Source organism: Christiangramia forsetii KT0803, from assembly GCF_000060345.1.
Taxonomy (GTDB): Bacteria; Bacteroidota; Bacteroidia; order Flavobacteriales; family Flavobacteriaceae; genus Christiangramia; species Christiangramia forsetii.
Genome location: NC_008571.1, coordinates 3,381,541 through 3,407,473, shown reverse-complemented (window position 1 = coordinate 3,407,473; position 25,933 = coordinate 3,381,541). Strand labels below are relative to the sequence as shown.

Annotated in this window: 27 protein-coding genes; 12 read left to right on the top strand and 15 right to left on the bottom strand. The window is 37.8% G+C overall.

Translation table 11 applies throughout. The annotated features are described in order from the left end of the window. Nucleotides 1-119: 119 nt before the first annotated feature. The 6 genes from GFO_RS15285 to GFO_RS15260 all read left to right on the top strand — a co-directional run bounded on the left by GFO_RS15285 (nt 120) and on the right by GFO_RS15260 (nt 5,999). Nucleotides 120-1,301 carry a PSP1 domain-containing protein gene (locus GFO_RS15285; protein WP_011711087.1) on the top strand — a complete coding sequence of 394 codons (1,182 nt, stop codon included), beginning with the start codon at nt 120-122 and terminating at the stop codon, nt 1,299-1,301. Further along, the gene (locus GFO_RS15280) at nt 1,294-1,782 is read left to right on the top strand and encodes a gliding motility lipoprotein GldH (protein WP_041250165.1); all 489 of its coding nucleotides are present in this window, start codon (nt 1,294-1,296) and stop codon (nt 1,780-1,782) included. The genes GFO_RS15285 and GFO_RS15280 overlap by 8 nt, the downstream gene beginning before the upstream one ends. Before the next feature lie 14 nt (nt 1,783-1,796). Further along, nucleotides 1,797-4,109: a penicillin-binding protein 1A gene (locus GFO_RS15275; RefSeq protein ID WP_011711085.1), complete on the top strand. Its 2,313-nt coding sequence runs from the start codon at nt 1,797-1,799 to the stop codon at nt 4,107-4,109. Between the two features lie 107 nt (nt 4,110-4,216). Then, on the top strand, nt 4,217-4,915 hold the full coding sequence (locus GFO_RS15270; RefSeq protein ID WP_011711084.1) for a CoA transferase subunit A: 699 nt from the start codon (nt 4,217-4,219) through the stop codon (nt 4,913-4,915). 33 nt (nt 4,916-4,948) lie between these two features. Continuing rightward, entirely contained in the window at nt 4,949-5,302 is a 354-nt protein-coding gene (locus tag GFO_RS15265) for a four helix bundle protein (RefSeq protein ID WP_011711083.1), read from the top strand. A gap of 40 nt (nt 5,303-5,342) precedes the next feature. Further along, a complete protein-coding gene (locus GFO_RS15260) occupies nt 5,343-5,999 on the top strand; it encodes a CoA transferase subunit B (protein WP_011711082.1) in 657 nt (218 codons plus the stop codon). A gap of 58 nt (nt 6,000-6,057) precedes the next feature. On the opposite strand, the gene GFO_RS15255 is transcribed toward GFO_RS15260, so the two are convergent. The 15 genes from GFO_RS15255 to hemA all read right to left on the bottom strand — a co-directional run bounded on the left by GFO_RS15255 (nt 6,058) and on the right by hemA (nt 17,789). After that, on the bottom strand, nt 6,058-6,417 hold the full coding sequence (locus GFO_RS15255) for a DUF6616 family protein (protein ID WP_011711081.1): 360 nt from the start codon (nt 6,415-6,417) through the stop codon (nt 6,058-6,060). A 97-nt stretch (nt 6,418-6,514) separates the two neighbouring features. Further along, entirely contained in the window at nt 6,515-7,228 is a 714-nt protein-coding gene (locus GFO_RS15250) for a 3'-5' exonuclease (RefSeq protein WP_011711080.1), read from the bottom strand. Then, nucleotides 7,218-8,366 carry a serine hydrolase domain-containing protein gene (locus tag GFO_RS15245; RefSeq protein ID WP_011711079.1) on the bottom strand — a complete coding sequence of 383 codons (1,149 nt, stop codon included), beginning with the start codon at nt 8,364-8,366 and terminating at the stop codon, nt 7,218-7,220. The genes GFO_RS15250 and GFO_RS15245 overlap by 11 nt, the downstream gene beginning before the upstream one ends. 18 nt (nt 8,367-8,384) lie before the next feature. Continuing rightward, complete coding sequence (locus tag GFO_RS15240; RefSeq protein WP_011711078.1) at nt 8,385-8,855, bottom strand: methylated-DNA--[protein]-cysteine S-methyltransferase; 471 nt, start codon at nt 8,853-8,855, stop codon at nt 8,385-8,387. Then, a complete protein-coding gene (locus GFO_RS15235; protein ID WP_011711077.1) occupies nt 8,836-9,960 on the bottom strand; it encodes a CNNM domain-containing protein in 1,125 nt (374 codons plus the stop codon). The genes GFO_RS15240 and GFO_RS15235 overlap by 20 nt, the downstream gene beginning before the upstream one ends. Before the next feature lie 131 nt (nt 9,961-10,091). Continuing rightward, nucleotides 10,092-10,577: a hypothetical protein gene (locus GFO_RS15230; protein WP_011711076.1), complete on the bottom strand. Its 486-nt coding sequence runs from the start codon at nt 10,575-10,577 to the stop codon at nt 10,092-10,094. Between the two features lie 93 nt (nt 10,578-10,670). Beyond that, nucleotides 10,671-11,027, bottom strand: coding sequence for a hypothetical protein (locus GFO_RS15225; protein WP_011711075.1), 357 nt, complete (start codon nt 11,025-11,027; stop codon nt 10,671-10,673). 62 nt (nt 11,028-11,089) lie between these two features. Continuing rightward, nucleotides 11,090-12,079 carry a porphobilinogen synthase gene (gene hemB / locus GFO_RS15220; protein ID WP_011711074.1) on the bottom strand — a complete coding sequence of 330 codons (990 nt, stop codon included), beginning with the start codon at nt 12,077-12,079 and terminating at the stop codon, nt 11,090-11,092. A gap of 43 nt (nt 12,080-12,122) precedes the next feature. Continuing rightward, the gene (locus GFO_RS15215) at nt 12,123-12,482 is read right to left on the bottom strand and encodes a four helix bundle protein (protein ID WP_011711073.1); all 360 of its coding nucleotides are present in this window, start codon (nt 12,480-12,482) and stop codon (nt 12,123-12,125) included. 49 nt (nt 12,483-12,531) lie between these two features. After that, a complete protein-coding gene (gene hemF / locus GFO_RS15210) occupies nt 12,532-13,434 on the bottom strand; it encodes an oxygen-dependent coproporphyrinogen oxidase (protein WP_011711072.1) in 903 nt (300 codons plus the stop codon). An 11-nt stretch (nt 13,435-13,445) separates the two neighbouring features. Beyond that, nucleotides 13,446-13,880: a DUF6973 domain-containing protein gene (locus GFO_RS15205; protein ID WP_229664748.1), complete on the bottom strand. Its 435-nt coding sequence runs from the start codon at nt 13,878-13,880 to the stop codon at nt 13,446-13,448. 45 nt (nt 13,881-13,925) lie between these two features. Beyond that, the gene (gene hemE / locus GFO_RS15200) at nt 13,926-14,951 is read right to left on the bottom strand and encodes a uroporphyrinogen decarboxylase (protein ID WP_011711070.1); all 1,026 of its coding nucleotides are present in this window, start codon (nt 14,949-14,951) and stop codon (nt 13,926-13,928) included. Nucleotides 14,952-14,964: 13 nt separating this feature from the next. After that, on the bottom strand, nt 14,965-15,615 hold the full coding sequence (locus tag GFO_RS15195) for a uroporphyrinogen-III synthase (protein ID WP_011711069.1): 651 nt from the start codon (nt 15,613-15,615) through the stop codon (nt 14,965-14,967). A gap of 3 nt (nt 15,616-15,618) precedes the next feature. After that, nucleotides 15,619-16,536 carry a hydroxymethylbilane synthase gene (hemC, locus tag GFO_RS15190; protein WP_011711068.1) on the bottom strand — a complete coding sequence of 306 codons (918 nt, stop codon included), beginning with the start codon at nt 16,534-16,536 and terminating at the stop codon, nt 15,619-15,621. Then, complete coding sequence (gene hemA, locus GFO_RS15185) at nt 16,533-17,789, bottom strand: glutamyl-tRNA reductase (protein WP_011711067.1); 1,257 nt, start codon at nt 17,787-17,789, stop codon at nt 16,533-16,535. Before hemA ends, hemC begins: the two co-directional genes overlap by 4 nt. A 201-nt stretch (nt 17,790-17,990) precedes the next feature. Between hemA and GFO_RS15180 the strand changes: the two genes are divergently transcribed. From GFO_RS15180 to GFO_RS15155, 6 genes are all read left to right on the top strand, one after another. After that, nucleotides 17,991-18,881 carry an AraC family transcriptional regulator gene (locus GFO_RS15180; protein ID WP_011711066.1) on the top strand — a complete coding sequence of 297 codons (891 nt, stop codon included), beginning with the start codon at nt 17,991-17,993 and terminating at the stop codon, nt 18,879-18,881. Between the two features lie 11 nt (nt 18,882-18,892). Next, entirely contained in the window at nt 18,893-19,615 is a 723-nt protein-coding gene (locus GFO_RS15175; RefSeq protein WP_148264632.1) for a ThuA domain-containing protein, read from the top strand. Between the two features lie 215 nt (nt 19,616-19,830). Then, a complete protein-coding gene (gene hemH / locus GFO_RS15170) occupies nt 19,831-20,865 on the top strand; it encodes a ferrochelatase (RefSeq protein WP_011711064.1) in 1,035 nt (344 codons plus the stop codon). Then, on the top strand, nt 20,865-22,205 hold the full coding sequence (locus GFO_RS15165) for an MATE family efflux transporter (RefSeq protein WP_011711063.1): 1,341 nt from the start codon (nt 20,865-20,867) through the stop codon (nt 22,203-22,205). Before hemH ends, GFO_RS15165 begins: the two co-directional genes overlap by 1 nt. Before the next feature lie 56 nt (nt 22,206-22,261). After that, nucleotides 22,262-25,363, top strand: a complete 3,102-nt coding sequence (locus GFO_RS15160; RefSeq protein WP_011711062.1) for a VPS10 domain-containing protein — start codon at nt 22,262-22,264, stop codon at nt 25,361-25,363. Continuing rightward, the gene (locus GFO_RS15155) at nt 25,363-25,911 is read left to right on the top strand and encodes a CopD family protein (RefSeq protein ID WP_011711061.1); all 549 of its coding nucleotides are present in this window, start codon (nt 25,363-25,365) and stop codon (nt 25,909-25,911) included. The genes GFO_RS15160 and GFO_RS15155 overlap by 1 nt, the downstream gene beginning before the upstream one ends. Nucleotides 25,912-25,933: the final 22 nt, after the last annotated feature.

Below are 25,933 nucleotides of genomic sequence, written 5' to 3'. Positions count from 1 at the left end.
TGCGAACGGCTGAAAGATTGCCTGTGAAGATGAAGGAGATTCTGCGAAATATTACCGGAATGGTAGGACAGAATGATGTTTACAAAGCACAAAAGTGACTTCCTCAATATAATATATATATGGCTTGCACAAGTTGCTCGACCGGCAAAGACGGTCAGCCGAAAGGATGTAAGAACAATGGAACCTGTGGAACAGACGGATGTAATAAACTAACCGTTTTCGACTGGCTTTCTAATATGTCTCTTCCGGGAGGTGCAGAACCTTTCGATTTTGTTGAGGTCCGTTTTAAAAACGGGCGGAAACATTTCTTTAAAAACACTGAAAATTTAAGTCTGAGTATTGGCGATGTGGTTGCTACAGAAGCCAGCCCGGGCCATGATGTTGGGATTGTAAGTCTTACCGGGGAACTGGTAAGAGTTCAGATGAAAAAGAAGCGGGAAGATCCAAATTCGGCAGAAATTCTAAAGATCTATAGAAAAGCTTCTCAAAGGGATATCGATGTTTGGCAGGAAGCCCGTGACAGGGAAGAAAAGATCCAGCAACGCTCCAGGCAAATTGCTATCAGGCTTAAATTAAGCATGAAAATTAGCGATATCGAGTTTCAGGGAGATGCTTCAAAAGCAACTTTCTATTATACTGCGGAAGATCGTGTGGATTTCAGGCAGCTGATCAAAGAATTTGCCCGTGAATTCAATACACGTATTGAAATGAAGCAGATAGGTCTGCGTCAGGAAGCAGCAAGACTGGGAGGAATTGGTTCCTGTGGTCGTGAACTTTGCTGTTCTACCTGGTTAACAGATTTTAGATCTGTAAGTACTTCTGCAGCAAGATACCAGCAATTATCCCTGAATCCGCAGAAATTAGCGGGACAATGCGGGAAATTGAAATGCTGTCTAAACTATGAATTAGATACTTATTTGGAAGCCTTAAAATCTTTTCCGAAAACCGACGTTAAGTTAAAGACAAAGAAAGGAACTGCGGTATGTCAGAAAATTGACATTTTCAAGGGTCTTCTTTGGTATGCTTATGAAGGTGAATGGATGAACTGGCATACGTTGACTCCGGAACAGGCGAATAAGATCATTGCTAAAAATAAGAAGGACGAAGTGGTTGGAAGTTTAGAAGAATACGAATTGAATCTGCAGTTAGCTGAAACCGATCAAAAGAGTTTTAATGACGGTATTGGTGAAGATAGCCTTACCAGGTTTGATAAGCCAAAGCAACAACAGCGTAAACGCAGAAACAAGAATAAGAAGAGAAAAAAACATAAAGGGAATACTTCAAAGTCTAAAAATGCGTAGTGCTTTTTCTGTTTTTATATTCATCTTTACTATTATCCTGTTTTCATCCTGCGACAAGAAAAGAGTTTATGATGAGTATGAGTCTATTCATGAATGGCATAAAGACTCCCTGGTAAATTTTGAGCTGGATAATATAGACTCTACAAAGGTCTACGATTTATTTATAAATATCAGGAACAACAATGATTACCGGTATAGTAATCTTTTTCTAATCACTGAGATTAAATTTCCGCAGGGAAAAGTGATTAGCGATACGTTAGAATATGATATGACCAAACCAAACGGGGAATGGCTCGGTATAGGTTTTGGGGATGTTAAAGAGAGCAAACTCTGGTACAAGGAGAATGTGAAATTCGATGAATCCGGAAAATACAAAGTAAGCATTCAGCAGGCAATGCGCAAGAATGGTGACGTAGATGGAATTCAGGAATTGGAAGGAATCACAGATGTTGGATTCAGAATTGAAAAAAGTGACAATTAATTTTCGTGATATAAATGGCCCGCACACCCAAAAAAACTAAGAAACCTGCACACAGCAATCGTAAGTTTATTGTTGGATTCTGGACACTTTTCGGAATTGGAATTCTAGTATCAATCTTTATCTTTTTACTTGCAGGCTGGGGAGCATTTGGTAAAATGCCAAGCTTTGATGAGCTTGAGAACCCTGAAACTAATCTTGCTACCGAAATATTTTCTTCAGACGGTGAGACTTTGGGTAAATACTATAGCGAAAATAGAACACCTATTAAATACGATGACCTGCCAGAGCATTTGGTTCAGGCCTTAGTGGCAACAGAAGATGAACGCTTCTATCAGCATGCGGGAATAGATGCAAAAGGAACCGTAAGGGCCGCTGTTTATCTGGGAACCAGGGGCGGAGCAAGTACCATCACACAACAGCTGGCAAAACAACTTTTTACAGAAGACGTTGCTCAGAATAATGTAGAAAGGGTCTTTCAGAAAGTCAAGGAATGGGTGATCTCCACGAGATTGGAACGCCAGTATACCAAGGAGGAGATCATTACCATGTATTTTAATAAATACGATTTTATTTATCAGGCAGTAGGAATACGTTCAGCTTCTAAAATTTATTTTGATAAAGAACCTAGGGATCTAAAGATAGAAGAATCGGCTGTATTGGTAGGGATGCTTAAGAACTCTGCTTTATACAACCCTATGAGAAGACCTGAAATGGTAAAAGACAGAAGAAATCAGGTTTTTGAACAGATGAACCGTAATGGTTTTCTTTCTGAACAGGAAATGGATTCACTTCAGAAGTTACCTATGAAGATTGAATTTACCCCGGAAGGCCATGATGAAGGGATGGCAACTTATTTCAGAGCTTATCTTCAGAAGTTTATGAGGAATTGGATTGAAGAAAATCCTAAGCCAGATGGTAGCGAATATAGTCTTTTTAGAGACGGACTTAAAATTTATACCAGTTTAGATTCTAAGATGCAGGAATACGCAGAAGACGCCGTAACAAAGCATATTTCGCATATTCAGAAGGAATTTGATCGTCAAAATGAAAATAATTCTACAGCCCCTTTTCGTGATATTGATAAATCTGAAGTAGAAAGTCTTGTAGAAAGCGCCATGCAGCGTTCAGCAAGATGGAATAAAATGGAGGCTCAGGGAAAATCTGAGGAAGAAATTAGAAATTCTTTTACAGAAGATGCAGAGATGCGTGTCTTTAGTTGGAAAGGAACTATTGATACAGTAATGACTCCCCGTGATTCCATCTTATACTATAAATCTTTCCTCCAGGCGGGAATGATGTCTATGGTGCCGCAAACTGGCGAGGTGAAGGCCTGGGTTGGTGGTACTAATTTCAAGCATTTTAAATACGATCACGTTAAGCAGGGGAAAAGGCAAGTGGGTTCTACTTTTAAACCCTTTGTATATGCCACAGCGATAGATCAGTTAAAATTTTCTCCTTGTGATACCCTGCCAAGAGCACGATTTACCATTGAGGCCGGAAAGCATGGCAATCAAAAAGACTGGTCACCAAAGAATGCCGGTAATGATGGTTATGAAGGGATGATTTCCCTGAAGGAAGCATTGGCAAAATCTGTTAATACGGTAACAGCAAGATTAATCGACAAAACAGGCCCGGGACCTGTAATAGACCTTGCGAAAAAACTAGGTGTTGATGTATCAAATATTCCAAAAGTACCTTCTATTGCTCTTGGAACTGCAGATCTTAGTTTGTTCGAAATGGTTTCGGCTTTTAGCACTTTCGCTAACCAGGGAGTGTATGTAAAACCCGTTCTAGTAAATCGTATCGAAGATAAAAATGGTACCGTACTATATCAACATGTACCTGAGACCAGGGATGTATTAAGTAAAGAGGCGGCATACGTAACTACTACATTATTGGAAGGGGTTACACAATCTGGGTCCGGTATTAGACTACGAGGAACCTGGGCAAAAGGACGACAGGATTACGAAAGGGCAGTGACCGGTTATCCTTATGATTTCAAAAATCCTATTGCCGGGAAAACGGGAACTACACAAAATCAAAGTGATGGTTGGTTTATAGGGATGGTTCCAAACCTTGCCACAGGTGTTTGGGTGGGAGCAGAAGATCGCGCGGTACATTTCCCGGGAATTAGATATGGCCAGGGAGCAACCATGGCGTTACCAATTTGGGGAATGTATATGAAAGACGTTTATAAAAACGAAGATCTCAAGGTTTCTAAAGATGCCTTTGAACGACCTAAAAATTTAAGTATTGAAGTGAATTGTGACAATTATGGTGCAAACCAAAATACGAACGATTCAGTCCCGGATGAGCTGGATTTTTAAGCTTTTCATAAAAAACATCCTTTAATTTTATCTATTCCTCAATTCACGAACATCTTTCGTTGCGGCCACATTTTTATTTTCGTATTTTCGGGTAAAATTCTGAAAAAATGATCATAAAAACGGTTAATAATGTACAGGACGCTCTAGAAGGCGTTAAGGACGAGATGACCTTTATGCTTGGAGGTTTCGGTTTAAGCGGAATCCCTGAAAATGCGATTTCTGAACTTGTTAGACTCAACGTAAAGAATCTTACCTGTATTTCCAATAATGCCGGGGTAGACGATTTTGGCCTGGGGCAATTACTTCATAAAAAACAAATTGATAAAATGGTCTCTTCCTACGTGGGAGAAAATGCCATTTTTGAAAAGCAGATGCTTAGCGGTGAACTTGATGTAGAATTAATTCCGCAGGGAACATTAGCGGCCAGATGCCAGGCGGCACAGCAGGGATTTCCGGCGATTTATACACCTGCAGGCTATGGAACTGAAGTTGCCCAGGGCAAAGAAACCAGGGAGTTTGACGGTAAAATGTATGTACTTGAAAAAGCTTTTAAAGCAGATTTTGCCTTTGTAAAAGCCTGGAAAGGGGATAAGGCAGGGAACTTAATCTTTAAAGGAACGGCAAGAAACTTTAATCCAACTATGTGCGGTTCAGCCAAGATCACCGTGGCTGAGGTAGAAGAACTGGTAGAGCCAGGAGAACTTGATCCAAACCATATACATATTCCGGGAATATTTGTACAACGAATTTTCCAGGGAAAAGACTATGAGAAACGAATTGAACAACGAACGGTAAGACAGAAATAAATTTGAAAATGGTTTAATTTGAAAATTTGAAGATTGAGAGATGACAGGGATAATATAATAGTTCAGAAAACTTTTAATTTTTCTTTGGAAATTATTCTGTTTACAGAATTACTAAGGAAAGAACATAAGTTTGAACTGGCCTCTCAATTATTTCGTAGTGGTACATCAATTGGTGCGAATGTGAAGGAAGCTCAAAATGCCGAAAGTAAGGCTGATTTTATACACAAATTCAAAATTGCTGCGAAAGAAGCTGATGAGACTACCTACTGGTTAGAGTTATGCTTGAAGTCTGAAGTACTTCCTTCTCCTAAAATCGAGTTATTAGAAGAACTAAAGACGATTACCAAGATTCTTTCGAAAATAATAAGTTCAACCAAAATGAGATAATTTTCAAATTACCTAATTCTCAAATTAACAAATTGAAAAGATGTTAGATAAAAACGGAATAGCACAAAGAATAGCTAAGGAGATAAAAGACGGATATTATGTAAATCTGGGGATTGGAATTCCAACGTTGGTGGCCAATTTTGTACGTGACGATATACAGGTGGAGTTTCAGAGCGAAAATGGAATCCTGGGAATGGGACCATTTCCGGTTGATGGAGAGGAAGATGCAGATCTTATAAACGCTGGAAAGCAAACGATAACCGCTCTACCGGGAGCTAGTTTCTTTGATTCGGCTATTAGTTTTGGAATGATTAGAGGTCAACATGTAGATCTTACTATTCTTGGAGCTATGGAAGTAGCTGAAAATGGCGATATCGCAAACTGGAAAATTCCTGGTAAAATGGTAAAAGGTATGGGAGGGGCTATGGATCTGGTAGCTTCCGCAGAAAATATTATTGTAGCGATGATGCATACCAACAAAGCCGGAGACTCCAAATTACTTAAAAAGTGTTCATTGCCTTTAACAGGAGTTGGTTGTGTTACTAAGATTGTGACCAACCTGGCAGTTCTGGAAGTTACGGAAAATGGTTTTAAACTATTGGAAAGAGCTCCGGGAGTGAGTGTAGATGAAATTGAGAAAGCTACAGAAGGGAAATTAATTATTGAGGGTGATATTCCCGAAATGAAATTGAAATAATTAAAAGAGGTCTAAAAAGGCAATCACAATGTGGACACCTTTTTAGACCTCTTTTTATTTAGGACATTGAAGTTGAATTCTCTTCGATATCTACAAGAAAATCAATTGCATCTTCCTGTAAGATCATTTCGCCTCTTGAATTCGCCTGGGAGAAATAATCGTACCAGCCAACTTTCTTCAAGTTACTTTCCAAAGCTTCTACTTCTGCTTTAGAAGGCATTTTCCATACCGTCATATAGCGATAGTCACTTCTATAAGGAGTATGTTCATCATTTCTCGCCCATCCAAGGTTTTCAACACCACTGGCCCTCATGTTTTTTATTCGGCCATGCATATCATCCATCAATTTTCTTCTTTCATTGCGGTCGAGTTTCATCCATTTTGTAGTAACATTCCACATTTCAATATATAAATACATAAATAAGAATTTATTGGTTTAGTATATCTTAAAGTTACACATTTAGAGAGGGAATAGGTCTATCTTCACTTCTGAATAACAATATTTTAAGAATAATTTATACGGAAATGATCTCAGATTCAGTCAGTAAGTTTTCCTGCCGCAGTCTTAAGATCACCTGGGCGATGGCAAGAACATCGCGCTCACAGTATTCTACGATCCTGTTTAACTCACCTTTTTCGTAATATACTTCCCTAACCATGGAGCCGTCTATATCTTCTTTAGGAGAAGGGATTCCGAGGACGTGAGTGAGAAGTTTTAATGAAGTGTAGTGCTTATAATCTCCAAATTTCCATAATTCTAAAGTATCCAGATGAGGTACTTCCCATGGTTTTTTTCCGAAGAGATTCAGTTTTGAAGGCAATCGCATATTATGAATAAGCATCCTCCTGGCGATATAAGGGAAATCAAATTCCTTCCCATTATGGGCGCATAGTAATTGATTGGGTTGAAAGAAATATTCTTCTAAAAGCGCTGTAAACTCTCCTAAAAGCTTTTCCTCTTCACCTTTAAAACTGGTAAGCCTGAAGTTTCTATTTCCATTTCTAAAGCTAAAAAATCCAACGGAAATACAGATGATCTTTCCAAATTCACTCCATATTCCGGCTCTCTCATAAAATTCTTCAGGAGTAAAGTCATCCTTTCGTTGATATTTGGATTTTTCTTCCCAAAGAATCTTTTTTTCATCATCCATTTCAGAGAAATCCCTGAATTCTGGCACGGTTTCAATATCCAGAAAAAGGACGTTTTCCAGGTTGAGTTTATGAAGCATGATCTAACATTTTATAAGCCTCATCAATATACATATAAAAGTCTTTGTAGTGTTTATCACCATTGGTGCTTCTGATAAGTTTCCTGCCCAACCTAACAATAACCAGATCATCTTCAGGAATCATGATAACGTACTGGCCTAAAACCCCACGCATATAGAAAATATTCTTGTTTTTATAATCACTTAGCCAGAAACCATAACCGTAATGTGGGGTTTCTTCAAATCTGGGTTTGGAGGCTTTTGCGATATATGCGGAATCAAGGATTTGCTGATCGTCCCATTTTCCATAATTGATAAAGAGTTTACCGAATTTTCCAAAATTTCGGGCATTGCTGGAAATACAACAATATGCTTTCTCCATTCCAGATTCTTCGCTGTCTACCTGCCAGAGCCCAGCATCATTCATACCCAACGGTTTCCAGAAACTTTCGCTTAGATATTCGCTAAGGCTCTTTCCAGTAGCTTTCTCAAGTACCATTCCCAATAACTGGGTATTTCCGCTGAGATATTTAAATTCTTTCCCCGGTGCTTCTACCACTTTTAACTCCAGGACCTGTTCTCTAATATCATCATCAAAATAAGCCCTTGCCGTAGATGCAAAAGGATTGTAATAATTCTCGTTCCAGTTTAAACCTGAAGACATGGAAGATAGATCGCCGATTGTTAGCTTTTTTTCAAATTGTGGAAAGAAATCTGAAACAGGTTGATTTATATTTTCCAGGTGCCCGTCCTGAATGGCCTTGAACATCAAAGTGGTGACAATACTCTTTGCCATCGAAAATGAATTGGTTTTGGAGATCTTATCATAACCATTATAATATTTCTCAAACCAGATACTATCGTTTTTGATAATTAGGAAAGCAGCGGTTTCTAACGCGCTATGTAAACTATCTAGGGTTAGGGTAGCATCAACCTCGTTATAGGCTTCAGCTAAAGGCCACTCCTGTACTTTATCTGAATTCTGAATAACATGGTTATCAAAATATGGATAGTCGTCTATAAAGGCTGTTTTATGGCCTGAGAAATAGGTAGTGCTAATTCCTTTGAAAATATATCCGTAGCCCAGAATGTATAAAATAAGCGAGGCAACAAATAAAAATCCGATAAAAAGTAAAAGGCCTCTGAATAGCTTTTTCATCTGATTAAAATAATAATTTTAAAACAGACTCTGTTGCTTAGGAGGATTTTCAAGATCAAGCAGCCATTTTTTACGATATAGTCCGCCGGCATAACCTGTGAGTGAGCCATCGCTACCAATAACCCTGTGGCATGGCACAATGATCCATAGCGGATTTTTACCGTTGGCCGCAGCTACGGCTCTTATTGCTTTTTTATCTCCCAATTCCCGTGATAATTGGAGGTAAGAAGTGGTAGTTCCGTAAGGGATCTTTTCAAGTTGCTTCCATACTTTTTTCTGAAAATCTGTTCCCTGCGGATTCAGTTTCAAACTGAATTCATTCAACTCTCCTTTAAAATAAGATGCCAGTTGAGTAGCAGCAGTTTTCAGTTCTGAAGGGATTTCCGAAGTGACACTTCCTGCATCCATTACTTTTACAGAGATCAATCCATCTGAATTTCCACATAATTCAGCAATTCCAAGCGGCGTTTTAATTCTGGCTTTTTTCATTAGTTTCTTCTGCCTCTTTGGTAATATTTCCAGTTTCCTGATCCTGCTTTCTCTGGATAAGTCCAAGACGTTTTGCACGTCTTTCCCAGTTTTTCCTGGCAAGCATTTGCATATCTTCCACACTGTCACTCTCATCCATGATCTCCAGTCCAAGAAGGGTTTCAATGATATCTTCCATGGTTACGATCCCGGTAACATTTCCATATTCATCCACGATCATGGAAATATGTGCTCTTTTCTGAACAAAGATTTCAAACAATTCGGGAATAGGAGTATTATCTTTAGTAACCAAAATTTCTCTCTTAATGCTGCTTAAAGGCTGTTTTCCCTTTTCATCGATCATCTCTTCAAGTACATCATCTTTCAGAATAAAACCGGAGACATTATTCGATTTCTCCTTATAAACCGGGATTCTTGAAAATTTTAAATTTCGGTGGCTTTGGTGAAAATCTTCCAAGGACATACTTTCATCTTCAGTAATTGCTACTGAAAATGGCGTCATTACATCTTTGGCTTCTACAGATTTAAAAACCAATAGATTTTTAATCACCGTGGTTTCACTTTCTTCAAAAACTCCATCTTCTTCGGCGGCATCAGTGATTGCTGCAAATTCCTCTTTACTCATACTGCTTACATGAGCCGACTTGCCTATCAACTTTGTAGTAAGCATCATAAGCCATAAGATTCCCGTATACTTCAGGGGAAAAATCATGATATTTAAAGATTTTGCTGTAAAATTTCCAAGGGATTGCCAGTAAGTTGCCCCAATGGTCTTCGGGATAATTTCTGAAAGTATTAAAATCGCTAAGGTCATCACTGCGGAAACAATTCCGACGGAATTTCCTCCATCCCCAAAGGTTTTTTCAGCCTGCACCCCTACCAATATCGCTCCAACGGTATGTGCGATGGTATTGATAGTGAGTATGGCTATAAGAGGTTTATCGATATCTTGCTTTAAATGAGCTAAGGTATTGGCATAAGCTTTTCCCTCTTTTCTTTTGATCTTAATAAAAGATGGGGTGATACTGAGCAATGAAGCCTCCAGTATAGAGCACATAAATGAGAAAAAAATTGATAATGTGGCAATAAGAATTAATAAGCCCATATACTTAATTGACTGTTAGACTGGCTAATTTATGTAATCTGAAAGCAAATTTTTTAAAAGAAATGATAAAAGCGAATTAAAAAAGCCTTCCGTTTTCAAAGAAGGCTTTATACAATGAACTAAACTAAGCATTAAAATGCAAGATTCTTTTGAAGTATATCATCCCATTTTTTAGCTTCGTTCAATCTTATTTCAGCATCGGTACTGTCATAGTCATCCTCATCATAAAAAGTGATTTCTGCTAACTTACTTTGTTTTTCTCCGGCAAATTCAAGAGCCAGGTGTACAATTTTTTCTTTCTTGATATCTCCGGAAAAACTAGTCTCCAGTTTTTTGGCAATTTTTATCTGATCTACTTTCGTAAGATCTATAATATTTGAATTTTGAACATCGCCGTATTCAAGAATTACCAGTTTCTTTTGGGAACTGTCCAGCCCAAGAGATAGATGACCAAATGTTTCGGTTTTGTCTAACTTCAGGTTGTTTTTTGAAGCGATATTGGTTAAAAGGTTCCTGTTTTTCTTAACCTGTGATTTTTGTTTTATAAGTATATATGCGATAGGAAAAATAAAGGCTGCAAAGAGCGCTATCCCAATAATTAAAGATGTTTTATCCATTTTTATTTTAAATTAAGTAATTGAATTTAGCCTCGTTCAGGAAATTTGAACGAGTTCTTTTGTGCTTATTAAAGCCCGAAATGTGTTACTTAATTACCAGAAAAAATGGAAAGGGAAAATGTGTTTTTTGAGGAACTCTTTCCCATTAGGTTGATAATCGGAAATATGATTATTTACCGAATAAGAAAAGTCAGGTCTAAACTTGAAGTAGTGCTCCGGAATATAGGAATAAAGCTCATTCTCATTTTCTGAAGAGGTCTCTGCTTCAAAGCCCGTAATACTTTCTTCAAAAAGTACTGCTTGCTTATTTAGATGAGGATTGTAGTATTCTTCCTGTTCAGAAGAGTCAGTAATTTTAGAAAAACTTGTAAAAGCAAAAGCATTTGCCGAGGTCATTAGAAAGACCTGCAGCAATAACAGACTTATATAGAGTTGCTTTTTATTTTTCACATTATAAAACTACTGAGAAAACAAATTCAAAGATGAAAAATTTAGTTATAATTTTCTCCGGATCAGGAAATTAATTTTACTGCTTCTTTGGCGAAATAGGAAGCGATCATGTTGGCTCCGGCACGTTTTATTGCCGTTAGTTGTTCTAATACTACCGCATCATGATCCAGCCAGCCTTTTTCTGAAGCCGCTTTTATCATCGCATATTCCCCACTTACCTGATATACTGCCAATGGTACATTTACTGTATTTCTAAGATCTCTAACGATATCCAGATAACATAAACCTGGTTTTACCATCACAATATCTGCACCTTCGTCAATATCCATGAGCGTTTCTCTTACAGCCTCTTCTCGATTTGAAGGATCCATCTGATAGGTTTTTTTATCTCTCGGAGTATTCTTAGCCTCTACCGGTGCAGAATCTAACGCATCTCTAAAAGGACCATAGAAAGCCGAAGCATATTTAGCAGAATAGCTCATGATTCCCGTATCGTGGAAACCTTCATCTTCCAGTAGACTTCTAATTTCAAAAATTCTGCCGTCCATCATATCACTTGGAGCAACAAAATCGGCACCTGCCTTAGCATGGGAAAGAGACATTTCAGCAAGCACTGCCGTAGTATCATCATTCAGAACTTTACCATTAGCAATAATCCCATCATGCCCATAAGCCGAATAGGGGTCAAGGGCAACATCTGTCATTACCACCATCTCAGGAATCGCGTTTTTTACAGTTTTAATCGCTCGTTGCATCAGGCCTTCAGGATTAAGAGCTTCCTTACCCGCATTATCTTTTAGATTTTCAGGCACTTTCACAAAAAGCAACACCGATTTTAAGCCCATACTCCATAATTCCTTTACCTCTTTTTCAATAAGGTCCAGGCTATATCTAAAATATCCCGGCATGGAAGCGATCTCGTCCTTTACATTTTTACCTTCTACAATAAATAATGGGACGATAAAATCATTGGGAGAAATAATAGTTTCTCTAACCATGGCTCTTATAGATTCGTTGGTTCTTAGTCTTCTGTTTCGGCGTAATGGGTACATTGGAATTAAGTTTTTAGCGTTAAGCTCTAAGCGTTAAGTAGAATTAGAGGTCTGATTTTATTTTTTGAATTAAAGAAAATAGCATTCTTTTGATTTCGGCTATTTGACGCATCAATTCTTCTGAAGTTTCAATATCAATGAATTTAAGATCCCTACATACCAAGATTAGATATTCCAATTCAAAAGCGGAACCTGAAGAAATATGTAGAAATCTTAAAAATTCTTTTTGAGTTTCCCTGCCACATCCTTCAACAATATTAGTTGGAACAGAAAGCGCAGCTCTATTCATTTGTGAAATTAAATTGAATTTTTCTTCAGAAGGTAAATTCCTGGTGGTTTTATAGATATCTAACACTAAAGCATGAGCTTTTTTCCAAACAGTGTAATTTCTATAATCAACCATATTTATTTCATTAAAAAGCTTTCAGCTTAGAGCCTAAAGCTTTTAGCTATTAAACCCAATCAACAGGTTTTTTTAGTACTTTCAATAGTTTCTCTTCAGCGCTTCCTTTTTCCGGATGATGATCATAGACCCATTGAACGTGGGGAGGAAGACTCATTAAAATGCTTTCAATTCTACCGTTGGTTTTTAATCCGAATAAAGTTCCTTTATCGTGAACCAGGTTGAATTCCACATATCGGCCTCTTCGTATTTCCTGCCAGGTCCTATTTTCTTTAGTGTAAGAAAGACGCTTTCTTTTCTCCACGATCGGGACGTAGGCATTCAGAAAAGAATTTCCAACATCTGTAACAAAATCATACCAGTCATTAATCTTCATGTGACTGTCGCCTTTTAAATAATCGAAGAATAAACCACCAATTCCGCGGGCTTCTTCACGATGTGAGTTCCAGAAATATTCATCGCATTTCTGCTTGAAATCTGTATACAATGAAAAACCATGCGGAGTACAGGCGTTTTTAGACACTCTGTGAAAATGCTGCGCATCTTCTTCAAAAAGATAATAAGGAGTAAGATCCTGGCCACCACCAAACCACTGGTCTATGATCTTTCCGTCTTTATTATACATTTCAAAATATCTCCAATTTGCATGTACAGTAGGAATCATTGGATTTTTTGGGTGGAGCACTAAACTTAATCCGCAGGCAAAAAAGTCTACATCTCCTACTTTAAAATATTGCTGCATGGCTGGAGCCAGCGGACCATAAACTGCGGAAATATTTACGCCCCCTTTTTCAAAAACAGCTCCGTTCTCTATGACCCTGGTTCTTCCACCGCCACCTTCTTCACGTTTCCAAATATCTTCCTGAAATTTGGCTTTTCCATCTACCTCTTCCAATTTGGCAGTGATGGTATCCTGAAGTTTCTGTATATATGCGTAAAAACGATTCTTCATTAGTTTATTTTTCAGTCTTCTAAATATACCAGATAGGTATCGGAATTTTTCACTTCTGGAAAAGGCGCTAATTTTCTAGCATTTTCCATCATCAGTTCGAGGTGATTTACGATCTCCAACTGATTATCCATATTAAACAGCGTTCTCCCAACTTTATTATTATGCAGGTCCATTAACCTTGCCGGTGCTGAATTTGGAAATAGATCTTCATGTAAATCTGTTATTCTTTTACTTTGAAATAGAGCTTTTTCTACAGATTTTGAAATTTCAAAATAAGCTTCACAAAGTATAAAATTCCATAAGGCATGTCTAAATGCGTTTGCCTTATTGTCCAGATGATGTTCTTTTCCAAATTTAGTATTGCAAATTTTTAGTGTCCTTCTGGTTGCTTTGTAGGTTGGAATAATATAAAGTGGACGCGTTATGAAAAACTTAGAAAGCCTCAATATTTGTCGAAAATTCAAGCTTTTGAGCCTATTCCAGATTAACACTTACTCCTTATATTCTTTTACAGCATCTACAAAGGCTTTGGCATTATCTACTGGAATGTTCGGCAAAATTCCATGACCAAGATTTGCGATATATCGGTCTTTTCCGAAGGCTTTAATCATATCATTAACCATATATTTTATTTCAATAGGTTTAGAATATAACCTCGCCGGATCAAAATTCCCTTGTAGCGTGATCTCTCCGCCACTTAAATATCTTGCGTTTCTTGCTTCACACGTCCAGTCTACACCCAGTGCTGCGGCACCAGATTTCGCCATTTTATCCAGAGCAAACCAGCATCCTTTTCCGTAGGCGATTACCGGAACTTCATCTTTTAAAGCTTCAATGATCTGCTGCATGTATTTCCATGAAAACTCCTGATAATCCTTAGGTTCTAATAATCCACCCCAGGAATCAAAAAGCTGAACGGCATCTACGCCTGCTTTTACTTTTTCCTTTAAATAAGCGATAGTTGTGTCTGTAATCTTCTGAAGTAGGGTGTGGGCCGCGATAGGATTCATAAAACAGAATCTTTTAGCTTTGTCGAAAGTTTTTGAACCCTGTCCCTGTACGCAATAACATAAAATGGTCCATGGAGAACCGGCAAAACCTATTAATGGAACCTCATCATTAAGTTCCTGCTTCGTCATTTTGATAGCTTCAAATACATATCCTAATTCTTCATTCACATCAGGAACAATCACCTGTTCTACCTTTTTGGGAGAATCAATAGGATTTGGCAACCATGGCCCAACTCCCGGTTTCATCTCCACCTCAATATTCATCGCTTGAGGAACTACCAGAATATCGCTAAAGAGAATTGCAGCATCAGGACCAATTTGTCTTATGGGCATTACCGTAATTTCTGTAGCAAGCTCCGGAGTTCTGCAACGGGTAAAGAAATCGTACTTTTCTTTAAGTTTCATAAAATCTGGCAGATATCTTCCTGCCTGTCGCATCATCCAAACGGGAGGGCGTTCTACAGATTCTCCTTTTAAAGCTTTTAGTAATAGATCGTTCTTTATCATTTCCTGATGTATTTTATATGTTCTTTAAATTTGAAACCACCTTTACAATCACATTTTCAATACTAGGTTTAGAAGCTATGACTACATTTTCTGAATGCTTTTTAACTTCATTAGCCGTGGTTTCTCCAATGCAAAAAGCAATGGAATTTATTTTATTTTTTTTTGTAAAACTCTGAACAGCACTCGGACTAAAAAAAAGAATTCCATCAAAATGAGATTCAAATTTCTTTGGATTTAAAGCTGTTTTATAAACAACAGTTTCCGAAAGCTGAATGTTGCTTTTCTTTAATAATTGAGGCAATTCCTCTCTTCGCTTATTTCCGCAGAAAAAATGAAACTGTTTTTCGCGATGCTTCTGAATAATTTTTTGAGCTAAGTCTGTTCCATTGTCAGCGGTTTCTAAAACCGAAAATCCCTTTTCGTTCAGAAATGTTGCGGTTTTCTCTCCAACACAAAAACAGTTTTTAATTTTTATATCTTTTCCCTGAATAGCCCTTACTGCATTCTTACTGGTGAAAATGGTATTTTCAAAGACTTCTTTTTTAAGATCGAAATCAATGGACTTAATGGAAATTGCGTCATATTCTACGAATCCTATTCCGCTATTCAGTAGTAATTCCTTCTGATTAAGTGCTAATTTTTTCGTAGAAAGAACGCTGGGCATTGCTTAGTTGTTTAATACCGATTTGATATTAGCCATTAACTCTTTGCCGCCATTTTTTAAAATTTCCTGCGCACATTCTTTCCCCATATCTTCAATTTCAGCAACAGGCAGAGATCTTTCTACTTCCATCTTCTTTTTTCCGTCTAAACTGAATAATGCACCATGAAAATGAACATGATTATTCAGAATTTTGGCCAAAGCTCCAATGGGAGCGGTACATCCACCTTCCAGAGTTTTCAAAAATTCACGCTCTACATGAACGCAAAGTTCAGATTCCTTGTGGTTTAAAACCGAAAGCGCTCTTCTGCAATACTCATCTTCTTCCATGGCAACAATGAGCATCGCACCCTGTGCAGGAGCGGGAATCATCCAATTGAGATCTATAAAGTTCTCAGGCTTTATTTCTATTCGTTCCAGTCCGGCAGCAGCGAAAATCGCTCCGTTCCAGTTATTATCATTTAGTTTCTGCATGCGGGTATTTACATTCCCACGAAGATCTACTACTTTATGATTGGGATATTTATGAAGCCATTGCGCTTTTCTCCGAAGACTTCCGGTTGCGATGGTGCCCTCTTCATTTTCTAAAAATTCCACTCCTTTATGAATAAGAAGATCTTTGCTGTTGGCCCTTTTCATAATAGCAGCTTCCACAATACCTTTTGGAAGTGCTGTAGGAACATCTTTCATGGAATGTACCGCAATATCAACATCGCCATTTATCATGGCAACATCGAGGGTTTTCGTAAATATCCCGGTAATGCCCATTTCATAAAGTGGCTGATCCAAATTGAGGTCTCCGGTAGATTTTACCGGAACCAGTTCGGTTTGATGCCCCGTACTTTCCAGAGCTTTTTGTACGGTTTTGGCCTGCCAGAGCGCAAGTTCGCTATCGCGTGTACCAATTCTAATTACTTTACTCATTTGTTAACCTCTTCAAGTTGAAAGACTTTCTGAATAAGTTCCAGACTCTCATCAGTAGTTTCAGCATCTCCTTTTAGATGATTGGCGAAATGTTTCATGATCTTTTGAATGATCCTGTTGCTTACAATTTCAGCCTGTTCATCGTTAAAGTCAGATATTTTTTTCCGCTGAAAATCAAGCTCATCATCTTTCATCGTTTTTAGCTTCTTTTTCAAAGCTTTAATGGTAGGAGCGAATTTTCTGGTTTCCAGCCACCGGTTAAATTCACTTTCAACTTCAGTGATTATTTCTTTGGCCTGCGGAATAAATTGTTTGCGTTTTTCCAAAGTTTCATCGGTCATTTGAGAAAGATGATCGAGATGGATCAATTTCACATTTTCCAACTCGTGAACATCATCTGAAACATTCTTCGGAATAGAAAGATCGAGGATAAGAAGCTCCTTTTTTGGATAGATAAGCTCTTTGGAAATCGTAGGATTTTGAGCCCCGGTAGCGACGATTAAAATATCGCTATTTCTAATTTCCGCCTGAAGATCGGCATAATCTTTAACGATTAAATTGAATTTTCCGGCAATCCTTTCGGCTTTATCCTTGGTACGGTTTATTAAAGTAATATGATTATTTCTGGTATGTTTCACTAGGTTTTCACAAGTATTTCTACCAATTTTCCCGGTTCCGAAAAGCAAAATATTCTTTTCAGAAACTTTATCAATATGTTTTAAAATATACTGTACTGAAGCGAAAGATACCGAAGTTGCCCCGGTAGAAATCTCTGTCTCATTCTTAATTCGCTTGCTGGCCTGAATAACCGCATTTACAAGGCGTTCTAAAAATGCATTTACCAGCCCGAGTTTTTTAGATCTTACAAAGGCGATTTTTAACTGACTGATAATTTCAAAATCTCCCAGAATCTGACTATCCAGCCCGGTTCCTACCTTAAAAATATGAGTTATTGCCTGTTTGTTTTTATAAACGTATGCTACTTTTTCAAACTCTTCCACGGTGCCGTGAGTATGTTCACAAAGTAATTTGATAAGCTGAAATGGATGTTGTGCGAAGCCGTAAATTTCGGTTCGGTTGCAAGTAGATGTTACTAAAATACCATCAATGCCTTCTTCTTTTGCCTGTTCAAGCAATCGCTGCTTAGATTCTTCAGTAAGACTAAAATGTCCTCTAATCTCGGCATCGGCCTTTTTGTAACTTAAACCTATGGTGTAAAAGTGCTTTCCTCTAGAAATGTGATAATCTTCCATGTAATGGTTTAGGGAATACCGCTGCAAAAATAATATAAGCCTTAACGAAAAAGTAACGCTAGAAGCACTAAATGTGTCGATAGATGATAATTATCATGAAAATAGGACTTGAAATATGAAAATGCCATACTTTTGTAGTAATGATAGCTGCTTTGAGGCTGTTTGTTTAGATTGATTCTAAATAAATAAAAATTGTATTTTATGGAAAGTCATTTAAAAAATAACGCTGTAAGTATTTCTGAAGAGATAAAGATTGAAGATGGTTTATTTATTCTGAAATTTCAGAACGATACTGCAGATACAAAATTGATGTCCAGGGATATAGACAATAGTTTTATCCAGTTTCATTTTAATGTGAAGGGAAACAGCAAGTTTCTTTTTAATAATGGTAGTTATGAACTGCCGCTAAAGGAAGAAAATTCCCTGTTGTTGTATAATCCTCAGCGGGACCTGCCGTTGAATGTTTCTTTGGAAGCCGAAACCTGGTTGATCTCACTGGTAATTTCCATCAAAAAATTCCACGCTCTATTTTCCCAGGAAGCCGATTATATTACTTTTTTGAGTACCGACAATAAAGATAAAAAATACTATAAAGATGCACCGGTTTCTCCTTCTATGGCCGTTGTCCTCAATCAATTGATGAATTTTAATCTAACTCCCAGTATTAAAAATCTTTACTTTAAAGCGAAAGCTTTTGAGCTGATGAGCCTGTATTTTAATAAATCTGAAAATCCAGATTTGGAACAATGTCCTTTTTTAAGTGATGAGGAAAACATCAAAAAAATAAGAAGGGCTAAAGACATTGTAATTTCCCGTATGGCTGAGCCGCCTTCTTTGCAGGAGCTTTCAGAAGAAATAGGCTTGAGTCTTAAAAAATTAAAGGAAGGTTTTAAGCAGATTTATGGAGATTCGGTTTACAGCTTTTTGTTCGATTACAAAATGGAATATGCTCGTAAGCTCCTAGAGTCTGGAGATTACAATGTAAATGAGGTGGGATTAAAAGTAGGTTATAGTACGGCAAGTCATTTTATAGCTGGTTTCAAAAAGAAATTCGGTACTACGCCCAAGAAATATACATTGTCTATTAACTAAAAATGCATGCTATGAAATTTTTATTTTCTGTGATCATTTGTTTTACTATTCTGAATATTTCTGCTTTATCAGCTCAGGAAAAGCAGGTTTTGATCTTTTCTAAAACCGAGGGTTTCAGGCATAATTCTATTGAAGATGGGATTCAGGCAATTCAAAGAATCGGGAACGAAATTAATTTCAAAAGTATCACAAGTCAGGATAGCAGGTTTTTTACTGAAAATAATATGCAGGAGATAGACCTGGTCATTTTTTTAAATACCACCGGGGATATTTTGAATATGGAAGAACAAACGGCTTTTCAAAATTATATGGATAATGGCGGGAATTTCTTCGGAATTCATGCTGCCGCAGATACCGAATATAACTGGAGATGGTATGGAGATCTGGTTGGAGCATATTTTAAAAGTCATCCAAAGGTTCAGGAAGCAATTGTAAATATAAAAATGCCGCAGCATAGCACCTTAGATCACTTGCAGGATGATAAATGGAAAAGAACAGATGAGTGGTATAATTATAAAAATATTGCTACAGGTTTAAATGTACTAATGACGTTGGATGAAAGTAGTTATGAAGGAGGCGAAAATGGAGATTTTCATCCTATTGCCTGGTTTCAGAATTATCGCGGAGGAGGGAAATCTATTTACACTGGCGGAGGTCATACCTCAGAATCTTATTCTGAACCTGATTTTCTGGAGCATTTAAGCAGATGTATTGAATTCGCATTAGATAATTGATTGTCTGTAAATTGACAAATGGCTTTACCCTGAACTGGTTTCAGAACCTCATGAATTAATCCCTGAAACAATCGCGATAGTTATCGGGACAGAGTGACGAGTTCTCTATTCTTACTATAATCGGATATACAATTATCTAATTATAGAAAACTCCGATGATAAAAACATGAATAGAAGTATACAGAATATTATTTTTGACCTGAAAAAGAAAAATTATGAGTAAAGGTGTACTGCTGGTCAACCTGGGGTCTCCCGATAGTACCGACCCGAAAGATGTAAAAAAATACCTTGGCGAATTCCTGATGGACGAGCGGGTAATCGATGTTCCTTATTGGGCTCGAACGCTTCTAGTGAAAGGAATTGTTCTGAATACAAGACCAAAAAAGTCTGCCGAAGCTTATCAAAAAATCTGGTGGGAAGAAGGTTCACCGTTAATCGTGCTTTCAGAAAGATTACAGGCTAAAATAGATGATCATACTTCGGTTCCAATTTCGCTGGCTATGCGCTACGGAACCCCGAATATAAAGCAGGGAATGCAGGAGCTACATGATCAGGGAGTAGATGAGGTGTTGCTTTTTCCGCTATATCCTCAGTTTGCCATGGCAACTACGGAAACTATTTTGGTGCTGGCCGAAGAACTCAGGAAAGAGCATTTTCCAGATATGAGCTTTACCACGGTTCCATCTTTTTACAATCATCCGGATTATATAAGAACGCTTGCAAATAGCATTTCAGAATCGCTTCAGGATAAAGAATATGAACATTTACTGTTTTCTTATCACGGGGTTCCTGAAAGACATATCAGAAAAAGCGATATTACCAATTCTCATTGTAAAATTGACGGTTCCTGTTGCCAGTCTCCTTCTACGGCGCATCAGTTCTGTTACAGGCACCAATGTTTTGAAACAACCCGACTTGTTGCCGAATATTTAGGTTTAAAAGAGAATACGTATAGTGTTTCTTTTCAGTCAAGGCTTGGGTTTGATCCTTGGTTAAAACCTTACACAGATCGTACGATCGAAAGATTTGGAAAACAGGGAATGAAAAAACTTGCAATCGTAACTCCGGCCTTTGTTTCAGACTGTCTTGAAACCCTGGAAGAAATCGCCATGGAAGGGGAAGAGATCTTTCATGAAGTTGGAGGGGAAAAATTTACGGTAGTTCCTTGTTTGAATGACAGGGAAGAATGGGTAAAAGTACTTTCCCGATGGATTGACGAATGGGCGCATCAAAAGCCGGTTGAAGCTTAATGGCCGTCAAAAATTCTAAAGAACTGGGCGAAAAACCCATTGGTAAGCTTCTTATCCAGCAAGCGCTACCTGCATCTGTGGGAATTCTTGTGATGTCCCTAAATATTCTTGTAGACACTATTTTTGTAGGAAACTGGATCGGGCCAATAGCGATTGCAGCTATTAATGTGGTGCTTCCGGTTTCTTTCTTTATTGCAGCGCTTGGGATGGCCATAGGAATTGGAGGCTCGTCTATAATTTCCAGGGCACTGGGAGGGGATGATACACCTAAGGCGCTTAAGACCTTTGGAAATCAGATTACCCTAACAATATTACTAGCTATTGGACTGGTGATCCCAGGATTGATCTTTGTAAATGATCTAATCCCGGCATTTGGCGGAAAAGGGGAAATTTTTGATCCTGCAAAGATATATTACATCATCGTTTTATGTGGAGTTCCCTTTCTGGCTTTGGCCATGATGGGGAATAATGTGATTAGAGCTGAAGGGAAACCTAAATTTGCGATGACGGCAATGATCATCCCTTCCGTAGCAAACCTTATTTTAGATTATATTCTTATTAACAGGCTGGATATGGGAATGGAAGGTGCTGCTTTGGCATCTTCTGCCTCTTATTTATTCTGTTTGGGTTATATCGTTTGGTTTTTCCTGTCGAAAAATTCAGAATTAAGGATTAGTTTTTCACATTTTAGATTGGATCTACCAATTTTAAAGGAAATATCATCTTTGGGAGTGGTAACTCTGGCAAGACAGGCCGTGGTAAGCGTTACGTATCTTTTAATGAACAATATTCTTTTTGACCTTGGAGGAGCAGATTCGGTTACGGTATATGCGATTATTGCACGAATGCTAATGTTTGCACTGTTTCCGGTTCTGGGAGTTACTCAGGGATTTTTACCAATTGCAGGTTTTAATTATGGAGCCGGCAAATATCCAAGAGTTAGAAAAAGCATCAATATAGCCATTCTATATGCCTGTGGAATGGGATTGTTAATTTTCCTGGGGATCATGTTTTTTGCTCCAAGCTTAGTAAAAATTTTCACACAGGAAGCATCTATTATTGAACAAACCCCATCGGCAATGCGCTGGGTTTTTGCAGCCATTCCAATTGTAGCTGTTCAGTTAATTGGGGCAGCCTACTTTCAGGCAATAGGAAAAGCGGTTCCGGCATTTTTACTCACCTTATCCAGGCAGGGATTTATATTTATTCCACTAATATTAATTCTGCCAAAATACTATGGAGAGATTGGGGTGTGGATATCCTTTCCTATAGCAGATGTAATTTCAACGATTATTACAGCTTACTTTCTAAATCGTGAGATCGTTAAGACCTTAAAATAGGAATATTGAAAATTGACTTAAATCCTTATCTTTAAAACCTATCTAACCAAAATTCAATGAACAAACAACTACTTCAGGTAAGCATTTGTCTTTGCTTTCTATTCAACGGAATTTTTATTGGATCCGTTTCAGCTCAGAATTATGATGAGAAATTATATGACGCATTAGAATACAGATTAGTCGGGCCGTTTCGCGGAGGCAGAAGTGCCGCTGTTACCGGGGTTCCAGATAAACCAAATCTCTATTATTTTGGCGCAGCCGGGGGAGGTGTTTGGAAAACAGAAAATGGAGGCAGAAGTTGGGAAAATATTTCTGATGGCTTTTTTGGCGGCTCTATAGGTGCTATTGAAGTTGCAAAAAATGATCCTAATGTGATCTATGTTGGTGGTGGAGAAAAAACGGTGAGAGGAAATGTTTCATCGGGTTATGGAGTATGGAAAACAGAAGATGCAGGAAAAACCTGGAAGAAGGCAGGTCTTGAAAAAAGCAGGCATGTGCCCAGGATTGTAACCCATCCTAAAGATTATAATATCGTTTATGCTGCAGTTCTAGGCAATATTTATAAACCAACCGAAGAGCGCGGAGTTTATAAATCTATAGATGGCGGAAAGAACTGGAAAAAAATGCTCTTTTCGAACAATCAATCTGGAGCGGTAGATCTTATTATGGATCCCAATAATCCTAGAATATTATATGCTTCTACCTGGAACGTTCAAAGAACACCTTATAGTTTAAGCAGTGGTGGAGAAGGTTCAGCTTTATGGAAAAGTACAGATAGTGGGGAGACCTGGAAGGAGATTTCTAATAATAAAGGTTTTGCTAAAGACACTTTAGGAATTATTGGAGTGAGTGTTTCTCCTGCGAATAGTGAACGCATTTGGGCTATTGTTGAAAATAAAGAAAAAGGAGGAATTTATAGAAGTGATGATGGCGGTGAAACCTGGGATCATATTAATGAAGACCGGAGTCTGAGACAAAGAGCCTGGTATTATACAAGAATTTACGCTGATCCAAAGGATGAAGACATCATGTATGTGCTAAACGTTAGTTACCACAAAAGTACTGATGGCGGGAAAACTTTTGAATCTGACAGAGCTCCTCATGGAGATCATCATGATCTCTGGATAGCTCCTAACGATCCACAACGTATGATTATGGGAGACGATGGTGGTGCACAGGTTACTTATGACGGTGGAGAAACCTGGAGTACGTATCATAATCAGCCAACCGCTCAATTTTATCGGGTCACAACAGATAATGCATTTCCTTATAGAATTTATGCTGCACAGCAAGATAATTCTACAATGCGAATAAAACATAGAACAGAAGGTGGAAGTATTGGGGAAGGTGACTGGGAATCTACCGCTGGTGGAGAAAGTGCGCATATTGCCGTAGATCCAGAAAATAGTGACATTGTTTATGGAGGGAGCTATGATGGATTTTTAACGCGTTATAATCATGAAACCGGAACAGTAAGAAGTGTAAGTGTATGGCCAGATAACCCTATGGGACATGGAGCCGAAGATCTTAAATATAGATTCCAGTGGAACTTCCCGATATTTTTCTCTCCGCACGATCCCAATAAACTTTATACAGCCTCGAATCATCTTCACGTTACCACTAATGAAGGAGAGAGCTGGAAAGAGATAAGTCCCGACTTAACGAGAAATGATAAATCGAAACAAAAATCTTCTGGCGGGCCTATCACTCAGGATAACACTTCAGTGGAATATTATAGTACAATATTCGCTGCTGCTGAATCTCCTGTTACTCCGGGAGTATTATGGACAGGAAGTGATGATGGCTTAATTCATGTTTCAAAAGATGGAGGGGTAAATTGGGAAAATGTAACTCCTAAAGGTATGCCAGAATGGATGATGATCAATAGCGTGGAACCTTCTTCTTTTGATGCAGGTACGGCTTATATAGCTGGAACACGATACAAATTAGGGGATTTTGCTCCCTATTTATATAAAACTACAAATTATGGTAAGTCCTGGAATAAAATAACAAATGGGATCTCTTCTGAACATTTTACCCGTGTATTAAGGGAAGATCCGGAAAAGAAAGGACTGTTATATGCTGGAACTGAAACCGGAATGTATATTTCATTTGATGACGGAGCAAATTGGAAAGCTTTCCAGTTAAACCTGCCAATAGTGCCCATTACCGATCTTACTATTAAGAATAATAACCTGATCGTGGCAACGCAGGGAAGAAGTCTTTGGATCATTGATGATTTGTCACTAATTCATCAATTATCTGGAGCAGATAAGAACTCTAATATTCTTTTTAAACCAAAAGATAGTTATAGAATGGATGGGACTTCTTCCACTTCTTTAACGGCCGGAACCAATCATCCTTCTGGCGTTAGCACCTACTTTTATGTAAAAGATCCTAAGGATAAAAAAATAAAGATTAGCTATCTAAATCCTTCCAATGATACCATCCAAAGTTTTAGTACTGAAGATGAAAAAAACAAGCTAGAGGTGAAAGAGGGTGCTAATATGCATACCTGGGATATGCGTGGTAAAGGTGCTGAGAAACTCGACGGAATGATATTATGGTGGGCTAGTACAGACGCGCCACAAGCTGTTCCAGGAGATTATAAAGTAGTGCTGGAAATAGCTGATGAGGTTCTAAAGAAAGAATTCAAAATTATTCCTGATGGAAATTCTGAGGCAGACATTGCCGGAATGCAAAAACAATTTGACTTTATCAGTAGTGTAAATAAAACTGTAGATAAAGCTCATAAGTCCATTGAGAAAATGAGAAAAGTAGATGTGCAATTAAAGGATTTTCAGAAACAATATAAAGAGGATGACAGAGTGAAACCGTTACTTGAAAAAGCTGAAAAGTTAAGCGAAGAGCTTTCTAAAATTGAAAATGCACTTTATCAAACAAAGAATAAGAGCAATCAGGATCCGCTGAATTTTCCAATCAAATTAACTAATAAACTGGCACATTTAAATAGCCTTGTGGGAATGGACGATTTTCCTCCAACAACTCAGGATATTCAGGTGAAAGAGCAACTTACCGCAAAAATCAATTCGCAACTCGATAAGTTTGACCATTTATTGAAGAATGAAATCAAAGAATTCAATAAGGAGTTCAATGCACTCGATCTAAACTATCTATTTGTAGAGGCTGAAGAATAATGGAATACTATAATTACATAAAGGCCTTACACCTGATTTTTGTGATCACGTGGTTTGCAGGCTTATTTTATATCCCGAGATTATTTGTTTATCAAATTGAAGCAGATCAAAAAGAAGAACCTGAAAGATCGATTCTTGTAAAGCAGTTAAAACTTATGACTAAAAGGTTATGGTTCATCATTACCTGGCCTTCCGCTATTCTAGCGAGTATTTTTGCTATTATGCTTCTTTTTATGATTCCGGAGTGGTTACAGCAGTCGTGGATGCACGTAAAACTTGGGTTTGTAGTGTTATTGTACGCTTATCATATCAAATGCCATATGATCTTTAAGCAACTTCAGGAGGACGTTGTAAAATGGAGTTCTAATAAAATGAGGATATGGAATGAAGGTTCAACGCTTATTCTATTTTCGGTGATTTTTCTCGTAATCGTTAGAGATGCGATTAATTGGATTTACGGGGTAATCGGAATTTTTCTACTCGCCATAATTTTAATGCTTGGAATAAAACTTTACAAAAGAATAAGAGCAAAGAATCCTAAAGCTTGAAATGGTGCGATAATTGTAACAA